Consider the following 16,126-nt stretch of genomic DNA (forward strand, 5'->3'; position numbering starts at 1 on the left):
GGGATCGTAGACGGGGACCGCGTGGATCTGTCCAATCTGCACCGGCAGATCCTGCACCCGACGCACGCCGTGGGTCAGGACAAGACCGCGTCCGCCCAGCAGACGCTCGCCGGCGTGAACCCTGAGGTCACGGTGGTGCCGTACCAGACCGTGCTGACCAGCGCGAACGCGCTCGACATCATCAAGGACTACGATGTCGTCGTGAACGGCAGCGACAACTTTCCCACGCGCTACCTCGTCAACGACGCCTGCGTCCTCTTGAAGAAGCCGCTTGTGGATGCGAGTATCCTCAAGTGGGAGGGGCAGGCGACGACGTTCCTGCCCGGGCGCGGGTGCTACCGCTGCCTGTTCCCGACGCCGCCGCCGCCCGGCGCCGTGCCGAGCTGCGCGGAAGGGGGCATTCTGGGCGCGTTGTGCGGCTTCGCCGGGGCACGACAGGCGCTCGAGGTGCTGAAGATCCTGCTCGGCGTCGGCGAGACGCTCGCCAATAGGCTATTGATTTTCGACGCGCTCGAAGGGGAGACCCGGGTCGTGCGGTGGAGCCGCAATCCCGACTGCCCGGTGTGCGGCGACCATCCGACGATTCATGAGTTGATCGACTACGAGCAGTTCTGCGGCATGCCGGCACACGACCGCGCCGCGGCGGCCGCAGGACCGATCCCGGAGATCTCCCCGGTGGAGGCGCGGGACCTGCTGGCGCGGGGCGGCGTGCAACTGATTGACGTGCGCGAACCGTGGGAGCACGACGAGGCGCACATCGCGGGCGGCCAGCTGATCCCCATGGGGGACGTGCCTGCGCGCGTACGCGAGATCGACCCAAACGTGCCGGCGATCGTCTACTGCCGGTCGGGCGCGCGAAGCGGCAAGATCGTAGCGATGCTGCGGAGCACCGGATACGGCAAGGCGATGAACCTCAAGGGCGGCATCCTAGCCTGGGCGAACGCGCAGTTGCCGACGGAGTAGGGCGCGCGCGGCGCGCCGCGGACTGAGACGGCTGAACGGGGTGGAGCCAGGCTCCGCCCCGTTCGACGTTCCACGGGACCCCGGGCCCCACGCTCCGCGGTGAACCCTCCGCGTAGTGCGCGGGGTGCCCCGGCCACCCGGGGCACCTCGCCACGACGGAAGGAGGGCGCGTCGTCCTACTGCAGCTGGGCGAACTTGTCCGGGAACTGCGCCACGATGGCGGCCGCGAGCGTGTCGCCGATCATCTGCATGTGCGCGGCCGCGGCCCGGAGCGCCTGGCTGGCGGCCATCGGATGGCCGGCGGCCTGCTCGTCGATGACGACCTTCAGGGTGAGGACGTGTTCCTTCACGAGATCGGCCACCGCGTCCGCCGACAGGCTGGGATTCGCGGAGTGCAGGAACGCGCCGAAGTCCTTAGTGTAGCCGATCAGATCCGAGACCGCTTTGTCCTGCTGCATCTTGTTCTTGGCCGCGAGTCCAGCCGTGTAGTCGACGATGAAGCCGATGTGCTTGCGCCACAGGGGCAGGAACGCCTGCTCGGCGCCCGCGCCGTAGACCGAGCCGATCGTCGTGGACAGCGCAATCGAGTTCTGGTCAAGCGCGCCTGCCGCGGCCTTGAAGTCGGCCTGTCGTCCGCCGAGCGCCGCCCCGGTCGCCATCGCCGCGAGATACGCATGTTCTTGCAGCAAGGTATCGAGCGTAACGCGCAGCCCCGCCGCCTTGGCATCCGTCATGCCACTCATGGGCGCAGCCGTGACCGCTGCGCCGCCGAAGCCCATGGTCACCGCCGCGCAGAGGGTTGCGATGCTGAGAACGCGTTGCCACCGTGTGCTCATCTCGGCCTCCCATATCCCGATGTTGGCGGGCGCCGTGGTGCGTTGGCGTCCCGCTTACTTGACGGTGATCTGTCCCTGCATGAAGTGGTGCCGATCGCAGAAGTACACGTACGTGCCCGGTTTGGAAAACGTCACGCTGAACGCCGCGCCCGGCCCTTTCAGCGATGCGTTGAACATCGGTGTCCGATGCTCCGGCGTCCCCGACGTGACGGTGTGCTCGATCTCGTCGGTGTTGGTCCACGTGACCGGCGTCCCCGCGGCGATCTCGATCTGCGCCGGTTGAAACTGAAACGTCTGAATCGTCACCGGCCGCGGTGCCATGTCCGCCATCGCGAATTCCGGTAGCGCCGCCACCAGCACGACGCCCGCTCCGACCAGGCATCGCATCGTCAAACGAGGACGTCCTGTGCCACGTCCTGTGCGGTGTGTGCGTCGCGGAGCATGCCGTAGGCAAGCGAGTAGACCGCGCCGGCGTACCGATCGTAGAGCATCCGGAACGCGTCCACGTCACCCGCGGCGACGCGTGCGAGCAGCTCCGCGTCGCCGGGCTCGGTCGTCACGCGGCCGATCCGCCCCGTCTGCATTTGAAGATGGAACAGGGGTTCAGCCGGCCCACCGATCACTCCCGTGCGCGCAATGGCCATCCATAGTCTCCACTCACCATTCGTGCGCGGAGGTCGGATGGATGCCATGCTCTGGGAGACCGCCTCGTCTCTCGGTCCCTGCGCGTGCGTCGGTCGCGCCCGGTCTCAGCGCCGGGCCTACAGGTCGAGCGCCGGGCCCGGTACGTCTCGGACGGGCGAGACATACGGCGTAGACGCGCTCGCTTCCCGGTGCTCCTCCCTCGCACGCTCGATCAGCGCCGGCGTACTCATCAGATCGCAGGCCGCCGCAGCAAGGATCTGCGCGGCGAACAGCATTCCCCGCCGCCCGATCGGGCTGCCCACGCTCGCCGCCATCTGCCAGGAGTGACCTGGGGTTCCGAGCGGCGCGGTGACCGTGCGCATTTCCGCGGTCGGCACGACGTACGATACATCCCCGACGTCCGTCGAGCCCGCGAGCGTCTCGCCGTAGGGCGGGATAGGCAGGATCTGCTCGATCAGATCCGTACCCGGGTCGCCGGGAGTGCCGAGGTCCACGCCGCGGCGCCGCAGATCGTCGAGCGCCTTGCGCAGCGCGCCGTCGGGGAACGTCGCCTGGAGCTTGCGCGCGAACGCGTGTTCTTCGGCGGTGTAGGTGGGCGCGCCGATCGCGTCCATCGTGCGCTGCAGGAGGCCGTCGAGCGTCTTGTTCGCCAGCGTGTCATAACATCCGGCGACCAGGCGGACGACATGGGTCGTGCCGGTCATCAGGCACGCGCCGCGCGCGATGTCGAGCAGGCGCGCGTACACGTCCTCCACCTGGGACCGGCGCGGCGCGCGGACGAAGTACCAGGCCTCGGCACGGTTCGGCACGACGTTCGGCGCCAGCCCGCCGTCCGTGATCACGTAGTGGATGCGGGTCGTGTAGTGGACGTGCTCGCGCAGAAAGTTCGCCCCGACGTTCATGAGCTCGACCGCGTCGAGCGCGCTGCGGCCGTTCTCCGGCATCCCCGCCGCATGCGACGCCACCCCGTGAAACGTGAATCGGACGGAGTTCACCGCGGTGTGCAGTTCGTTCATGATCTGGTTCTGCTGGCCGGGGTGCCACGTGAGCGCGCAGTCCACGTCCGCAAACCGTCCCTCCTTGACCATGAACGCCTTCCCGACCAGGGTCTCCTCGGCGGGGCATCCGAGGAACCGTACCGTGCCCTTGACCTCCCCCCGGCGGATCGCGTGGCGCACGGCCATCGCGGCCGCGGCGGCCGCCGTCCCGAGAAGATTGTGGCCGCACCCGTGGCCCGGGCCGTTTGGCACGATCGGCTTGTGCTCCGTCGTGCCGCGGCGCTGGCTCAAGCCCGGGAGGGCGTCGAACTCGCCGAGCAGCGCGATGACGGGGGTGCCTTCTCCATACGTCGCGACGAACGCGGTCGGCATGCCGGCCACGCCGCGCTCGACCGCGAACCCGGACGCCTCCAGCGCGTCGGCGAGCGCGGCGCTGCTCTTGGTCTCGTGCAACCCGAGCTCCGGCGTCTCCCAGATTCGATCGCTCAATTCGGCAAACTGCGGGGCCTGTGCGGTGACGAAGTCGAGCACAGACGCTAACGGCATGCATGCACCTCCGAGGGTCGCACGGTCCGCGGGGACGCCGCGCGGTTGGCGGACGGGCCTTGTGGAGCGGCTACTTCCACGTCGCGTAGATCGCCGCCCACTTTTCCGTGGGCACGATGCTCACGCCCTCGAGATGGCTGCTCGTCACGACGTAGAAGTTTTGGGCCCAGAGGAAGATCCACGGCGCGTCCTTCCAGATCGCCTCCTGCGCTTCTTTGTAGATCGCCTGCCGCTCCTTCGGATTCATGGTCGTCTGGCCGTCCAGCAGCAACTGGTCGACCTTGGGATCCTTGTAGAAGGTGGCGATATATCCGTGTGGCGGCCACAGCCCCGAGTAGAACACTCCGAACAGCTGCGCGGCGGCATCCAAGTACGGCCCGGCCTGCCCCAGCATGTACATCTGAATCGGGGTCCGGTCCGCCGGCACTGCGAGCGCGCCGATGTAGCTCGGCCAGTCGGCCGTCTCCACGGTGGCCTTGACCCCGACGTTTGCGAGTTGCGCGGCGATCGCCTGAGCCGCCTGGTAGTCCTGGATGTAGCGGCCCGTGGGCGCCCGGAACGCAATGCTGAAGCCGTTCGGGTAGCCGGCCTCCGTGAGCAGTTGCTTCGCGCGGGCGGGATCAAACGGCCAGCCCCCCGGCTGGATCCGCGTGTATCCGAAGAGATTGGGGGTGGTCGGCGATTCGAGCACGGTCGCCAGCCCGAAGATCACGCTGTGGATCAGTGCCTGCTTGTTGACCGCGTAGTTGAGCGCTTGGCGCACGCGCGCGTCCTTGAGCGGGCCGTACAGGTTGTTCATCCCGATGAAGATGTCCCGGTCGGTCGGCCCTTCCACGACCCGCAGCGACGGGTCCTTGCGCATCGCCGGCACGTCGGGCGCCGGCGGCTCGAACGCCATCTGGGCGTCGCCCGCCCGCAGCATCGTCTCGCGAGTCCCCGCGTTGGGGACGACGCGGAAGATCACCTGGTCGAAGAACGGCTTGCGCCCCCAGTAGTCTGGGTTGCGCGCGAGCGTGATGTGGTCGCCGTGCACCCACTCCTTGAACAGGTACGGGCCGGAACCCGCGTTGACCGGGGCCAGGGCCACCTTGGCGTTCCCCAGGGCCTTGGCCGCGGCCGGCGACACGATCTCAGCGGCCGTGGTCGCCAGCTCCTCCGGCAGCGTGGCGTTGGGCTGTTTGAAGTGCAGCACGATCGTGTAGGGGTCGGGCGTCTCGATCTTGCTCGTATCGAGGGCGCTCCAGTAGTAGCGGGCGGAGTTGCGTACCGACGGGTCGAGCGCCCGCTCGATGTTGAATTTCACGGCTTGAGCGTCGAAGGCGGTGCCGTCCTGGAACTTGACCCCCTGGCGCAGCTTGACGGTGTACGTGCGCCCGTCGGGACTGATCGTCCACGAAGTCGCAAGCTGCCCGACGAGCTTGGTGTATTGCGGTTGGCCCGGGCCGGCCCCCGACCGCTCGTCGTTGTACCAGATCAGCGGGTCGAACATGTAGTCCACGATGTTCGACACGGTGGCGGTGGTCTGGCCGAGCGGGTCCAGCGTGTCGGCGTCGATGCCGAGCGCAATCGTGAGCGTCGTCGGGGTCGTCGCGTACCCGCTCCCCGAGATGCCGAAGAGAACGACCGCGCAGGCGACCACGACGGCCCATGCCGCCCCGCGGCGCGCAAGCGACCCACCCATCTCACGCCTCCTCCCAGGCCGGAACGCTTCGCCCGTGCGTCCTTCGATGCGATGACCGAGACGCGGAACGTCCCCTTGAGGCTTCGCGTCCATTCACAAGGTCGCCTCCATCGCGTCTGTGCTCACGGGCGGCGGTGTTCGGGCGTGCGATGCCAAGCGGCGAGAACGGGGCCGGTGTTCGTCGATGCGTCAGACGCCCATGACCTGGGCGTAGAGGCGCCGCGTCTGCGGACCGTCGAGCTCGCAGAACAGGACGCGCTGCCACGTGCCCAGCACCAGGTGGCCCTGTTCGATCGGGACCTGCACCGTCTGGCCGAGCAGCACGGCGCCGAGGTGACTCCACGCGTTCCCGCGATTGCAGTCGGAGTAGGCGGGATCGTTGTGGCGGTACGCGTTGTCCTCGGGGATGAGCGTGCGGAGCAGGGTCAGGATGTCGTCGTGCAGCGCGTCCTGGTGCTCATTGATCACCAGGCCGGTCGTCGTGTGCAGGCTGTGGATCAGCACCGACCCGTGCGCGATCTCGTTCACGCCGGGGAGCCCGGCGACGCGCTCCGTGAGATCTTGAATCTCCGTGCGCGCGCGCGTGGAAACGGTCAGGGTCGTCGTAACGACTTTCGCCGGTGCGAGCGTCCGTGCCACGCCGCGAACCTCCCCGGGAGGCGCCTTGCTCGAAGCCGTGAACAGATGTTCACGCGGCCCGTGGGGCATTGTAGCATGGGCCCGTCTTGTTTGACAAACCGTTGGGCCACGCGTACAATTTACGTGTCTCGCGTGCGGCCGGGGGAGTCTGGGCGCCGGCCGAGGGATCGAGACACAAGGAGGCTTCACGCCGATGATTACGGTGACCGATCAGGCCGTGTCGAAGCTGAAGGAGCTGCTCGCCGAACAAGAAGAGTCGAACCTCTGTCTCCGGGTGTTCATCACCAAGGGCGGCTGCGACGGCTTCTCCTACGGTATGACGTTTGACTCCGCGCCAGAGGCGGACGACCAGGTGATCGACCGGGGCGGCGTGCGCGTGCTCGTAGACAAGGTCAGCTCCCGCCTGCTCGATGGGGCCGAGATCGACTACGTCACGTCGGTGACGGCCACCGGGTTCGCGATCCGGAACCCCAACGCTGTGTCCACGTGCGGGTGCGGGCATTCGTTCAAGACCCAGAGCGACGCCGGCCAGGCGCAGCCGTGCGGGGACGAGGCGGAGGCGCGCGCGTAGGCGCGTCGGTGCAGGGGGATGGCGATGGAACAGATCATGGGACAGGTCGCAACGGACGGCTCCGAGTTGCAGGCACGGGTGCAGCAGGTGCTGGACACGATCCGGCCGCACGTGCAGGCGGACGGCGGAGACATCGAACTGGTTGACATCGTGGACGGCGTCGTGCAGATCCGGCTCGCCGGGTCGTGTGTCGGCTGCATGTACTCGATGATGACGCTGCAGGCCGGCGTGGAGCGCATGCTGAAGGAGCAGGTGCCTGAGGTCAAGGCGGTCGAAGCGGCACCGTTCTAGCCCGGCCCGATCGGTCCCTGCGAGAGGAACCCTGAGCCTCTCATGGAAGCCCATGAGGGGCTCTTTGTTTGAGCCGCGCGGCGCGTGAGCCGCACGGGCACGGCGTCCGGGGGTCGCCGGGGCGGAGGCAGGCGGTGCGCATCGACTACACTGAGGACCAGCGGCTCGTCCATCGCACGGTGCGGGAGTTTGCGGTCGCGGAGATTCGCCCGCACGCACGCCGGTGGGATGCGGAGGCCACGTTTCCCCAGACGCTGGTGCCGAAGTTAGCCCAGCTGGGCTTGTGGGGGATGACGGTGCCGCCGGAGTACGGCGGGTCCGGCGTGGACACGGTCAGCATGGCGCTTGCGATCGAGGCCCTCGCCTGGGGGGATGGCGGTATCGCGCTCAGCGTCGCCGCGCACAACTCGCTGTGCGTCGGGCACATCGTACGCGCGGGCAGCGACGCGCAGAAGCGGACGTACCTGCCGCGGCTGGCGTCGGGCGAGGCGCTCGGCGCCTGGTGTTTGACCGAACCGGGGTCCGGCAGCGACTCGGGCGCGCTCGCGACCCGGGCGGAGCGGCGCGGCGACCGGTGGGTGCTCTCCGGCACGAAGGTGTTCGTCACGCAGGGGAGCATCGCCGGGGTGTATGTCGTGCTGGCGCGGACCGACCCCGACGCGGGGCATCGCGGGATCTCGGCGTTCGTCGTCGAGGCCGGGACGCCCGGTCTTCGCGTGGGGAAGCACGAGGACAAGCTCGGGATGCGATCCAGCGACACGAGCGAGGTGCTGCTGGACCAGTGCGAGGTCCCGGCGTCGCACCTGTTGGGCGCCCCGGGCGCGGGGTTCCAGGACGCCATGCAGGTCCTCGAGGGAGGTCGCATCGGGATCGGGGCGCTCGCCCTCGGCCTTGGGCGCGCCGCCCTGGACGCATCGGTGGCGTACGCGCGCGAGCGCCGCGCGTTCGGGCGGCCGATCGGCGAGTTCCAAGCGATCCAGTGGATGCTGGCCGATATGGCCGTCGAGTTGGAGGCGGCCGAACTGCTGGTGATGCAGGCGGCGAGCGCGGCGTGGCGCGGGCTGCCGTATCGGCGCGAGAGTTCGATGGCCAAGCTGTTCGCGTCCGAGGCGGCGGCGCGGGCGGCCTCCCGCGCGGTGCAGATTCACGGCGGGTACGGCTTCACGAAGGACTATCCCGTGGAGCGGATCTACCGGGACGTGAAGTTGTGCGAGATCGGCGAGGGGACCTCAGAGGTCCAGCGCCTGATCATCGCGCGCGAGCTGGTTCGATAAGATCGCGGAGGTGCCGAGCGTGCAGACGACGGTCGTTGGGAGTTACCCGAAGATTCCCGATCCCCCTGCGCCGGGCCGGTGGCGGACCAGCGTCGAGAAGCTCCAGCGTGGGGAGATCTCCGCGGCCGATCTGAAGCGCGTCGAGGACGATGTGACGGCGGATGTGTTGCGCGAGCAGGCCGAGGCCGGGATCGACATGCTGACGGACGGACAGATCCGCTGGGAGGACGGGTTCACGTACTTCGCGCGGGGGCTCACCGGGTTCACGATCAACGGCCTGCAGCGCTACTTTGATACCAACGTCTACTACCGTCAACCGGTGGCGACCGGCGAGGTGACGTGGCGCGCGCCCATCTCCGTGGTGGACTACACGTTCGCGGCTTCGAAGAGCGCCCGTCCGGTGAAACCGGTGGTGACCGGCCCGCTCACGCTTGCGGTCATGAGCCGCGACGAGCACTACGGCAGTTTGGAGCGGTTCGTCATGGCCCTGGCCACCGCGCTGAACCAGGAAGTGCGGGCGCTCGCGAACGCGGGGGCGCCGCTGATCCAAGTCGACGAGCCCGGGTTGCTCGTTCGCCGCGACCAGCTGCCGCTGTTCCGCCGGGCGATGGACGCGTTGTGGGACGGCGTCGGCGCGCGGCGCGCGCTGTACACGTACTTCGGCCACGTGGACGGTCTCTACCCGCAAATCCTCGACCTGCCGGTCGACGTGATCGGGCTCGACTTCATCGCCGGCCGCCAGCGAAACTGGGACGTGCTGCGCCGGGCCACGTTCACCAAGGAGCTGGGGTTGGGCGTGCTCGACGCCCGCAACACGCGGATGGAGACGCCCGAGGAGGTGGCCGCGGCGTGCCGTCGGGCGGCGGAGTTCGTGTCCCCGGCTGCGCTGCACGTCGGTCCAAGTGCCGGGTTGGAGTTCCTGCCCCGCCGGGTCGCCCGGAAGAAACTCGACGCGCTCGCCGCCGGCGTGCGGCGCGCCACGGAGGGTGCCGCATGACCGCGGTGATGCTCCCTACGACGACGGTCGGCAGCTTTCCGAAGCCGCCGTATCTTCTGGAGGCGCGCCGCAAGGTCGCGCGCAAGCAGATGGATCCCGCCGAACTGCGCCGGCTCGAGCGCCAGGCGACCGAGGAATGGGTCCGGCTCCAGGAAGAGATCGACCTGGACATCCTGGTCGACGGCGAGATGTACCGCGGCGACATGGTCGCGTTCTTCGCCGACCAGATGGACGGGTTCCAGATCGCCGGCCTGGTGCGGTCCTACGGGAACCGGTACTATCCCAAGCCCGCGGTCGTGGGGCCGGTGGGGCGGCGTGGCCCGCTGACGGTCGACTGGTTCCGGTTCGCGCAAGGGCTCACGAAGCGGCCGGTGAAGGGGATGCTGACGGGCCCCTACACCATCGCCGAGTGGTCGTTCAACGAGTACTACCCCACGCGGCGGGAGCTCGTGCTCGAACTCGCGCGGGCGGTCCATGACGAGGCGGTCGACCTCGAGAAAGCCGGCGCGCGGCACATTCAAATCGACGAACCGGCGATCCACACCCGTCCGGACGAGGACTTCGATCTGGCCGTGGAGGCGATGGATGTCGTGACCCGCGGCCTCAACGCCTACACGGTCACCCACGTCTGCTACGGCGACGTGCCACGGATCTATCCCGCGATGCTGCGGCTGGCCGTGAACCAGATCGACCTGGCGCTCAAGAACGACGACTACGTTCTCCTCGACACGTTCCGGTCGCCGCGGTTCACGAAGGACATCGGCCTCGGCGTCCTGGACGCGCACAGCCACCGGGCGGAGACGCCCGAGGAGGTCGCCGACGGCATCCGGCGGACGCTCGAGGTGATCCCGCTGGAACAGATCTACGTCTCGCCCGACTGCGGCCTCAAGACCCGAACGACCGACGAGACCGTGGCGAAGCTGCGGGCAATGGTGGAAGGGACCCGGCAGGTCCGCAAGGAGCTCGCCTCATAGCCGCGCCCGCGCCGCCTGTTCTCGTCGTCGAAGCGCGCCGGGTGGTCCGCGCCTCGACGGAGCACGTCTTCAACCACCTCGTCCCGCCGGATCAGATGGCCCGGTACGGCGCCCCTCTCTGGATGGTCGCGGACCCGGTGGAGAAGCGGGGGGCGTCCCAGGTCGTCGGGCTGCGCGGCTACTTCATCGGCCTCCCGGCCGAGTCCATCCTGCGCGTCGCGCTGCGGCCGCCGTCCTCGCTCGAGTTCACCCAGATCCTCGGCACGCTGCGGGCGTTCTCCGGCCGCTGCACCTTGCGCGCCGTCGAGGACGGGACCGAGGTGCTGTACCGCCTCGAAGTCGATCCCGGAATCCCCATGGTCAGCGAGGACGCCGCCCGGCAGTTTCTGGTGCAGTTCATCGAGCGTATGTTGGACCGTGTGAAGCTCGCTTCGGAACGCAAGTCGCCCAACCGACGTGCGCTTCGAGGGACCGCCACCTCTACGACGCTACCGGGTCAGGTCGGGCCCGAGGATGAAGAACCCGCGGCTGGCGAGTCGGGCGGAACGATCCAGGAGGCCGTACCGCCCCGCGAGGAAGCGCGGGCGGCCGTGCGTCCCTCCCGCCCACGGCCCGCCGCGCGCCCCCCGCGCGCCCGCGCGGACCGGGCGACGGGCGGCAAAGACCAGCCCGAGCAAGCGCCGGACCGGGCGACCCCGGCGGCAGACGCGCCCGCAGGCGGCCCGCAGCCCGGCCGGAAACGCCGCAGGCGTCGCCGCCGCAGGCGACCCGATGGGGGCGGCGCCGCACCGACGACCCCGTCGAACGGATAGGCCTCCGCCGTTGGGGACGATTCGCGCCGCAGGGCTGGGCGCCCTGGTGTTGCGGTTCCGGCCGGTCGCTTAGGTCACCGGCCGCAAGAACGCCCGCTCCTCAGCAAGGATCAGGCGCTGTTCTTCCGCGAAGCGGAAGTTCGCGGTGCCCGCGGCGTCTGCTCGAAGACGCGCCCGGTACGCTTCGTAGGCCGCCAGACTCTCGAACGAGATCAACCCGTACGCGATGTTGTTGGTGCCTTCGTGCGGCATCCAATACCCGATCAGATCGCCGCCGCACTTCGGGATGATCGTGAGCCAGCGTCGCGCGTACTCCTCGAACGCGCTCTTCTGGAACGGGTCGAGCTGGTACCGGATGAACACGGTGATCGCCATGACGCCCTCCTCGTGATCGGCATACCCTGTCGCGGGATGCCCGTAAGGTGCCTCGCGCGACGGCCCCGCAGCCCGCTCGCGCGGATCGCGCCCGCGGATGCGCCGCATCGACAGCCCCTCGCCGCGCGTTCGCTCGGTGACATCATAGGGCCAGAATCGTTCACGCGGGAGTTGACTGTGTCGGCACCGCGCCCAGGCCGAACAGCCGCGCCACCGCGCGCCGTCCCCGCTCGGTGAGGGTGAGCGAGCGGTCGCGCGCATGCCGGGTGACCCAGTCGTTCGCGACAAAGCAGTCGCGCAGTTGCATGCCGAGGCTGCCGGCCAGGTGGGCCCGACGCTCCGTCCAGTCCATGCATGGCCGCGCGAGCGGGCGGCGCCGCCCGCGCAAGGCGGGCACGTCGATCCCGAGCCCCTCGAAGAACCGTTCGCCCCGGCGCGTCACGGAAAACTCTGCGCCGCCCGCGCGGAGCAGCCTGCGCGCCAGCAGCGCGTCGGTGATGGCGACGCCGAGCCGACCGGCGAGATGGTCGTAGCACACGCGGGCCGCCCGCAGCCGCTGCGTCGCGCTGTGCTGCGTCAGCGCGACGATGCGGGGCGGCGGGGCGATCAGCAGCAGGGCCTCGATCGCCCGCGCCACGTCGCGCGAGGTGAGGCGGTACAATCGTTGGCGGCCCACCGGGGCGACGGCAAGAAGCCTCCCGTCCACGAGTTTTCGCAGATGCGCGCTCGCAGCCTGGGGAGACGCCGCGCCGCGGTAGGCGAGCTCCGAGGCCGGCAGCGCGCCCCCGTCGAGAAGCGCGAACAGCATCGCCGCGCGGGTGCGATCGCCGATCAGGGCCGCGACGTTGGCCACGTTGGGATCGGGGGAATGGCGGGCACGCACGCGAACCGTCATGCGCCTATTCTACACCGGAGACTATTCATGCTGGCGTGAACTGTGCCGGACGGAGCCGTGTCCGCTGGCTCGCACGTGCCAGGGGCCAACCATGCCAGTGTCGCGCCCACCACAGCGCGCCAAGCGGTGCGCTCCGGGAACTATCCTACGGTGTCGTCGTGGCAGATCAGCTCGAGCCGATTTCCTTCCGGGTCGTTGAAGAACAGCGCTCGCGCGTGCAACCAGCCAAATGTTTCGATGTCGATGTCGAGTCCCAGCCGCGTGAGCCGCTCCTGTTCCCGCTCGAAATTCGCGCGGTTAATCTCGAAGGCCAGGTGATCAAACGTGGAGCGCATCGCGTCCAGCGGCCTGTGCCGGTCCACCAGCCCAAGCAGTTGCGGGTGTCCACCGCGCCCGAGCGGCGTGTCCAAGTCCGCGATCTTCAAGAAGACGATGTGGGCGGCCCTGTGAACCACCTCAAGGCCGACGACGTCGCGGTAGAACGCGACCATGGTCTCGAGGTCGTTGACGCGAAGGACAACCTCCGCGATGCGGCCCGTCGGGGTCGCCGTGCGGTCAGGTGCCCGGTGTTGTTGCCCATCTGCCACGCGGTTTCACCGTCCTTCGCGCGAGCCGGTGCGCTCCGTGCGCCTGTTCATCGTCGTGGCGTTCTTGGCCCCCGGTTCCTTCGTACCGATCGTCTTGTGGGGACGATGCCGTGGCTCGCTTGAGTCCCTTCCCCCTCGTTCGTGGCCATCGCCACGTGTGCCGAGTGCGGGCCAGATTTCGCTGCCCCTCGTCGAGCTCGTGGGAGGACGATCTTCTCGCGCATGGACCAGGCAAGGGCCGGTGCTCGACGGCGCGGACGAGGCTGTCGTGGGCTGCCTCGCGCTCAAGATCACGCCGGTGCAGCGTGTTCATCTCGACAAGTATGGCTGCATCCGCGATCATCAGCGCTCCGCCGGTGCCGTTTGCCCGTAGTGTAGCGCTTCCGCCGCGCGGCGGCACCGGCGCAACAGGCAGGGCAGACCCTGTCAAAGGGGACAGGATCCGGCCCTCAGCAACCCGCGAGCGACTGGGTAGCGCCCGCGTACGCCTTCCACCCGCATACCTCTTCCCCATCGATCCCAGGCGACGTCGGTGCCCACGCGTCTCGTCCAGGCCCGGAACACGTTCCGCGCCTCGAGCGTCCACAGGAGAGCGGCCGGCAATTGCCGAGGGTGTCGGTGGCGAGGGTCGACGTACCTCAGTCGAACGCTACGCCGCCCAGCCGAGGCGGGCGAGAATCGCGCGCCCCATGATCCAGTCCTTGTCTTGCTCGGACAGAAACTCCAGCGCTTCCGTAAAGTACCGGACGTGGTCACGGTACGATATGGTGCCGACCGCTTTGGTCAGATCGGTTCCCCAGTAACAGCGCCTCGGACCGTACGCGTCGACCACGCGGCGTATGTGGGACGCCATGTCGCGAAAGGGATATGCCTCGAACGAGTACGCTGGCGCCGACGAGAGTTTGACCGATACGTTCGGGTACCGCGAGAGCGAGACCGTCTGGGCGATCGCGCCGGCGCGCAGGCGGGCCCTGGACGCCTCGTCCGACACTCCTAGGTGCATTTCGCCCGCAAGCCCCATGTGATCGAGAATGAGCGTGAGCTGAGGGTGCTGCTCGGCGATGCGCGCCAGGTCCGCCGGCCCGTGACGGATGAGACACATGACCGGAATCCGGGCCTTCTCGGCGGCTGGCCAGAACCACTCGGCGGTTCCATCATTGACCCAGGAGGCCTGGGAGCCGAGGAACGTCAGGCGAATTCCAAGCATCCCCGGCCGGTCTCTCCATTTCGACAGCAGAGCGGCCGATGCGGGATCGTCCACGCGAATCCGGCCCATCACGGCAAACCGATCGGGAAATGTCGCGGCGGCCTCGAGCGCATAATCGTTCCGATCGCCTTCCCACGAAGGAGGCACAAGGATGGTGCGGTCGACGCCGGCTTCGTTCATCAGCGACACCAGCGGATCGTAGCCGAACGGTTCGGGGAGGTGAGCGCGCGCCGCCCCGCCGGCGGGCCACGGCCGGTCGGGTGTCTCGGCCTTCCAGATGTGGACCTGCGAATCGATGATCAACCGGCGCGGGCCGGACGACGCAGCCATGCGAGGTGCTTTCTCGACGAGCCCCGCGTTGCCTGCTCGGCGCGACCGCGTCAGCTCAGTCGCGGTGCACTGATGCGGCGCCCGCGACGTCGCGCACGACGTCCATCACGGCGTCGACATGCGACTCCCACGAGAAGCGCTGCGCGATGAGGCGCCCGCCGTCGGCCATGCGCTGGCGCCGGTCCGCGTCATCGCGCAGCCGCGTCACCTCCGCGGCAAGCGCCACGGGATCCTCGGGCGGGTAGAATGCGGCGGCGTCGCCGCACATCTCGTGGTTGAGTGGGCGGTCCGCGGCGATCACCGGAACGCCGCTCGCCATCGCCTCGACGAGCGGGAACGCGAACGACTCGCACAGGGAGGGATGGACGAACAGGTCGGCCGCGGCGTAGACGTGGTGCACCGCGGCGTGCGGGACGCGCCCGAGGAGCCGCACCCGGTCTGCGAGCGCGTGGCGCTTGATGAACGCTTCGTATCGCGGGAAGCCGTTCGGCCAGTCCTCGGGGGCGATCGTGAGCCACGTCGTCGAGGGGACCTGCGCGTCCCGAAGCAGCCGGGTCGCCTCGAGCAGGATCTCGACTCCCTTGTACGACGCCGCGTGCGACACGTACAAGAGCCGTGTGCCCTCCGATCGCGCGAGGACGGCGGCGAGCTCGGCAGGCAGCGGCGTGGCGGTGCGGAACGCCTCGAGGCCGAACCCGTGCGGCACGACGCGGAACCGCTCCGCCGGCAGGCCCGGATAGACGGCGCGGATCATGTCTCGCATCGCGGCCGACGGCGTGACCACGCGGCGGGCACCGCGCATCACCGCGTGGGCCAGCGCGCGGGTCGCGGTGACCATGACCGTCTGGCGGAGCGTGAGACTCCGTAGGTAGTAGTCGCAGAAGTACACCGGGTTACGCTGGAAGACGATGTGCGGGACGCCGCTGCGAATGGGGCCGAAGTTGAGGAGGGAGACGAGGACGTCGGGCCGTTCCCGCGCCTGGACCCGCCTGATCCCCCATTGGTCCCACATCGCGTGGGCGAGCCTGCCCCGCAGTTCTCCGGTGCGGATCAGCCGTACGTTGCCGGGCAGCTCCGGCGCCGGCCACCGGGCGTTCACGCACGCCACGAACGCATCCGACGGATAGCGGACGCCGGCGGTCCGGAGGAAGTTGGGGAGGTGGGTGGCAGAGCCACCCATGCGGGCCGACACGGCGTTGATGAGGATGCGCACGATGAAGCGATTGGCGGTGGGCGAGCCGGGTTCCTCGCCGACCCGCACCGGAAACGCCTCGCCCTGCGTCCGCGCTGCGCTGGAGACTCGGGGGGACGCCTGTCGATGCCTCCGACGGGCTGATCGCGGGCCAGGCGCGGCGCCGTCGCGCGACGCGGGTCGCGGCGAACGTGTTGGGGTTCGCCCGAGTCAACCGGCCTGATCTGGGAGGATTGGGCGACCCCGGACGCTCGCCACAGGCCCACGAGACGATGCCTCCCGGGCGCCTTGACGCTCCCCAGCCTCGATGTTA

At 69.0% G+C, this 16,126-nt stretch carries 19 protein-coding genes; 8 read left to right on the top strand and 11 right to left on the bottom strand.

Features of this window, described 5'->3' with window-relative positions; all coding sequences use genetic code 11:
- Positions 1 to 963 (top strand): ThiF family adenylyltransferase (locus tag VKZ50_13655; protein HLJ60765.1); only part of this gene is annotated, 963 nt, incomplete at its 5' end.
- 176 nt (positions 964 to 1,139) lie between these two features.
- Here the strand turns inward: VKZ50_13655 and VKZ50_13660 are convergent.
- From VKZ50_13660 to VKZ50_13685, 6 genes are all read right to left on the bottom strand, one after another.
- Entirely contained in the window at positions 1,140 to 1,799 is a 660-nt protein-coding gene (locus tag VKZ50_13660) for a hypothetical protein (protein ID HLJ60766.1), read from the bottom strand.
- A 54-nt stretch (positions 1,800 to 1,853) separates the two neighbouring features.
- Positions 1,854 to 2,186 carry a plastocyanin/azurin family copper-binding protein gene (locus VKZ50_13665; protein HLJ60767.1) on the bottom strand — a complete coding sequence of 111 codons (333 nt, stop codon included), beginning with the start codon at positions 2,184 to 2,186 and terminating at the stop codon, positions 1,854 to 1,856.
- A 2-nt stretch (positions 2,187 to 2,188) separates the two neighbouring features.
- Positions 2,189 to 2,443 (bottom strand): sigma factor, encoded by a 255-nt coding sequence (locus VKZ50_13670; GenBank protein HLJ60768.1) that lies wholly within the window; start codon positions 2,441 to 2,443, stop codon positions 2,189 to 2,191.
- A 117-nt stretch (positions 2,444 to 2,560) separates the two neighbouring features.
- Complete coding sequence (locus VKZ50_13675) at positions 2,561 to 3,988, bottom strand: amidohydrolase (GenBank protein HLJ60769.1); 1,428 nt, start codon at positions 3,986 to 3,988, stop codon at positions 2,561 to 2,563.
- Positions 3,989 to 4,058: 70 nt separating this feature from the next.
- Positions 4,059 to 5,669 carry an ABC transporter substrate-binding protein gene (locus tag VKZ50_13680; protein ID HLJ60770.1) on the bottom strand — a complete coding sequence of 537 codons (1,611 nt, stop codon included), beginning with the start codon at positions 5,667 to 5,669 and terminating at the stop codon, positions 4,059 to 4,061.
- Between the two features lie 189 nt (positions 5,670 to 5,858).
- Positions 5,859 to 6,308: a secondary thiamine-phosphate synthase enzyme YjbQ gene (locus tag VKZ50_13685; protein ID HLJ60771.1), complete on the bottom strand. Its 450-nt coding sequence runs from the start codon at positions 6,306 to 6,308 to the stop codon at positions 5,859 to 5,861.
- 193 nt (positions 6,309 to 6,501) lie between these two features.
- On the opposite strand from VKZ50_13685, the gene erpA reads away from it, so the two are divergent.
- From erpA to VKZ50_13715, 6 genes are all read left to right on the top strand, one after another.
- A complete protein-coding gene (gene erpA / locus VKZ50_13690; GenBank protein HLJ60772.1) occupies positions 6,502 to 6,879 on the top strand; it encodes an iron-sulfur cluster insertion protein ErpA in 378 nt (125 codons plus the stop codon).
- A gap of 66 nt (positions 6,880 to 6,945) precedes the next feature.
- Positions 6,946 to 7,170, top strand: coding sequence for a NifU family protein (locus VKZ50_13695; GenBank protein ID HLJ60773.1), 225 nt, complete (start codon positions 6,946 to 6,948; stop codon positions 7,168 to 7,170).
- Between the two features lie 134 nt (positions 7,171 to 7,304).
- Entirely contained in the window at positions 7,305 to 8,444 is a 1,140-nt protein-coding gene (locus VKZ50_13700; GenBank protein HLJ60774.1) for an acyl-CoA dehydrogenase family protein, read from the top strand.
- A 19-nt stretch (positions 8,445 to 8,463) separates the two neighbouring features.
- Positions 8,464 to 9,441 carry a methylcobamide--CoM methyltransferase gene (locus tag VKZ50_13705; GenBank protein HLJ60775.1) on the top strand — a complete coding sequence of 326 codons (978 nt, stop codon included), beginning with the start codon at positions 8,464 to 8,466 and terminating at the stop codon, positions 9,439 to 9,441.
- Positions 9,438 to 10,415: a methionine synthase gene (locus VKZ50_13710; protein ID HLJ60776.1), complete on the top strand. Its 978-nt coding sequence runs from the start codon at positions 9,438 to 9,440 to the stop codon at positions 10,413 to 10,415. The genes VKZ50_13705 and VKZ50_13710 overlap by 4 nt, the downstream gene beginning before the upstream one ends.
- Positions 10,416 to 10,456: 41 nt before the next feature.
- Positions 10,457 to 11,227, top strand: coding sequence for a hypothetical protein (locus VKZ50_13715; GenBank protein ID HLJ60777.1), 771 nt, complete (start codon positions 10,457 to 10,459; stop codon positions 11,225 to 11,227).
- A gap of 69 nt (positions 11,228 to 11,296) precedes the next feature.
- Here VKZ50_13715 and VKZ50_13720 read toward each other — a convergent pair whose 3' ends face one another.
- From VKZ50_13720 to VKZ50_13730, 3 genes are all read right to left on the bottom strand, one after another.
- Positions 11,297 to 11,602: an NIPSNAP family protein gene (locus VKZ50_13720; GenBank protein HLJ60778.1), complete on the bottom strand. Its 306-nt coding sequence runs from the start codon at positions 11,600 to 11,602 to the stop codon at positions 11,297 to 11,299.
- Positions 11,603 to 11,762: 160 nt separating this feature from the next.
- Positions 11,763 to 12,497 (bottom strand): helix-turn-helix transcriptional regulator, encoded by a 735-nt coding sequence (locus tag VKZ50_13725; protein HLJ60779.1) that lies wholly within the window; start codon positions 12,495 to 12,497, stop codon positions 11,763 to 11,765.
- 140 nt (positions 12,498 to 12,637) lie between these two features.
- Positions 12,638 to 13,084, bottom strand: a complete 447-nt coding sequence (locus tag VKZ50_13730) for a VOC family protein (GenBank protein HLJ60780.1) — start codon at positions 13,082 to 13,084, stop codon at positions 12,638 to 12,640.
- Positions 13,085 to 13,325: 241 nt separating this feature from the next.
- On the opposite strand from VKZ50_13730, the gene VKZ50_13735 reads away from it, so the two are divergent.
- The gene (locus tag VKZ50_13735) at positions 13,326 to 13,457 is read left to right on the top strand and encodes a hypothetical protein (GenBank protein ID HLJ60781.1); all 132 of its coding nucleotides are present in this window, start codon (positions 13,326 to 13,328) and stop codon (positions 13,455 to 13,457) included.
- A gap of 276 nt (positions 13,458 to 13,733) precedes the next feature.
- On the opposite strand, the gene VKZ50_13740 is transcribed toward VKZ50_13735, so the two are convergent.
- Entirely contained in the window at positions 13,734 to 14,621 is an 888-nt protein-coding gene (locus tag VKZ50_13740; GenBank protein ID HLJ60782.1) for an amidohydrolase family protein, read from the bottom strand.
- Between the two features lie 55 nt (positions 14,622 to 14,676).
- Positions 14,677 to 15,882, bottom strand: coding sequence for a glycosyltransferase family 1 protein (locus VKZ50_13745; protein HLJ60783.1), 1,206 nt, complete (start codon positions 15,880 to 15,882; stop codon positions 14,677 to 14,679).
- Between the last annotated feature and the right edge of the window lie 244 nt (positions 15,883 to 16,126).

Source organism: bacterium (assembly GCA_035295165.1).
Lineage (GTDB): Bacteria > Sysuimicrobiota > Sysuimicrobiia > Sysuimicrobiales > Segetimicrobiaceae > JAJPIA01.

Excerpts from the sequence above, each read along its gene's own strand:
- VKZ50_13670 (HLJ60768.1), bottom strand. The coding sequence starts at position 2,443 with ATGGCCATTGCGCGCACGGGAGTGATCGGTGGGCCGGCTGAACCCCTG.
- VKZ50_13720 (HLJ60778.1), bottom strand. The coding sequence starts at position 11,602 with ATGGCGATCACCGTGTTCATCCGGTACCAGCTCGACCCGTTCCAGAAG.
- VKZ50_13660 (HLJ60766.1), bottom strand. The coding sequence starts at position 1,799 with ATGAGCACACGGTGGCAACGCGTTCTCAGCATCGCAACCCTCTGCGCG.
- VKZ50_13740 (HLJ60782.1), bottom strand. The coding sequence starts at position 14,621 with ATGGCTGCGTCGTCCGGCCCGCGCCGGTTGATCATCGATTCGCAGGTC.
- VKZ50_13710 (HLJ60776.1), top strand. The coding sequence starts at position 9,438 with ATGACCGCGGTGATGCTCCCTACGACGACGGTCGGCAGCTTTCCGAAG.
- VKZ50_13665 (HLJ60767.1), bottom strand. The coding sequence starts at position 2,186 with ATGCGATGCCTGGTCGGAGCGGGCGTCGTGCTGGTGGCGGCGCTACCG.
- VKZ50_13725 (HLJ60779.1), bottom strand. The coding sequence starts at position 12,497 with ATGACGGTTCGCGTGCGTGCCCGCCATTCCCCCGATCCCAACGTGGCC.
- VKZ50_13680 (HLJ60770.1), bottom strand. The coding sequence starts at position 5,669 with ATGGGTGGGTCGCTTGCGCGCCGCGGGGCGGCATGGGCCGTCGTGGTC.
- VKZ50_13675 (HLJ60769.1), bottom strand. The coding sequence starts at position 3,988 with ATGCCGTTAGCGTCTGTGCTCGACTTCGTCACCGCACAGGCCCCGCAG.
- erpA (HLJ60772.1), top strand. The coding sequence starts at position 6,502 with ATGATTACGGTGACCGATCAGGCCGTGTCGAAGCTGAAGGAGCTGCTC.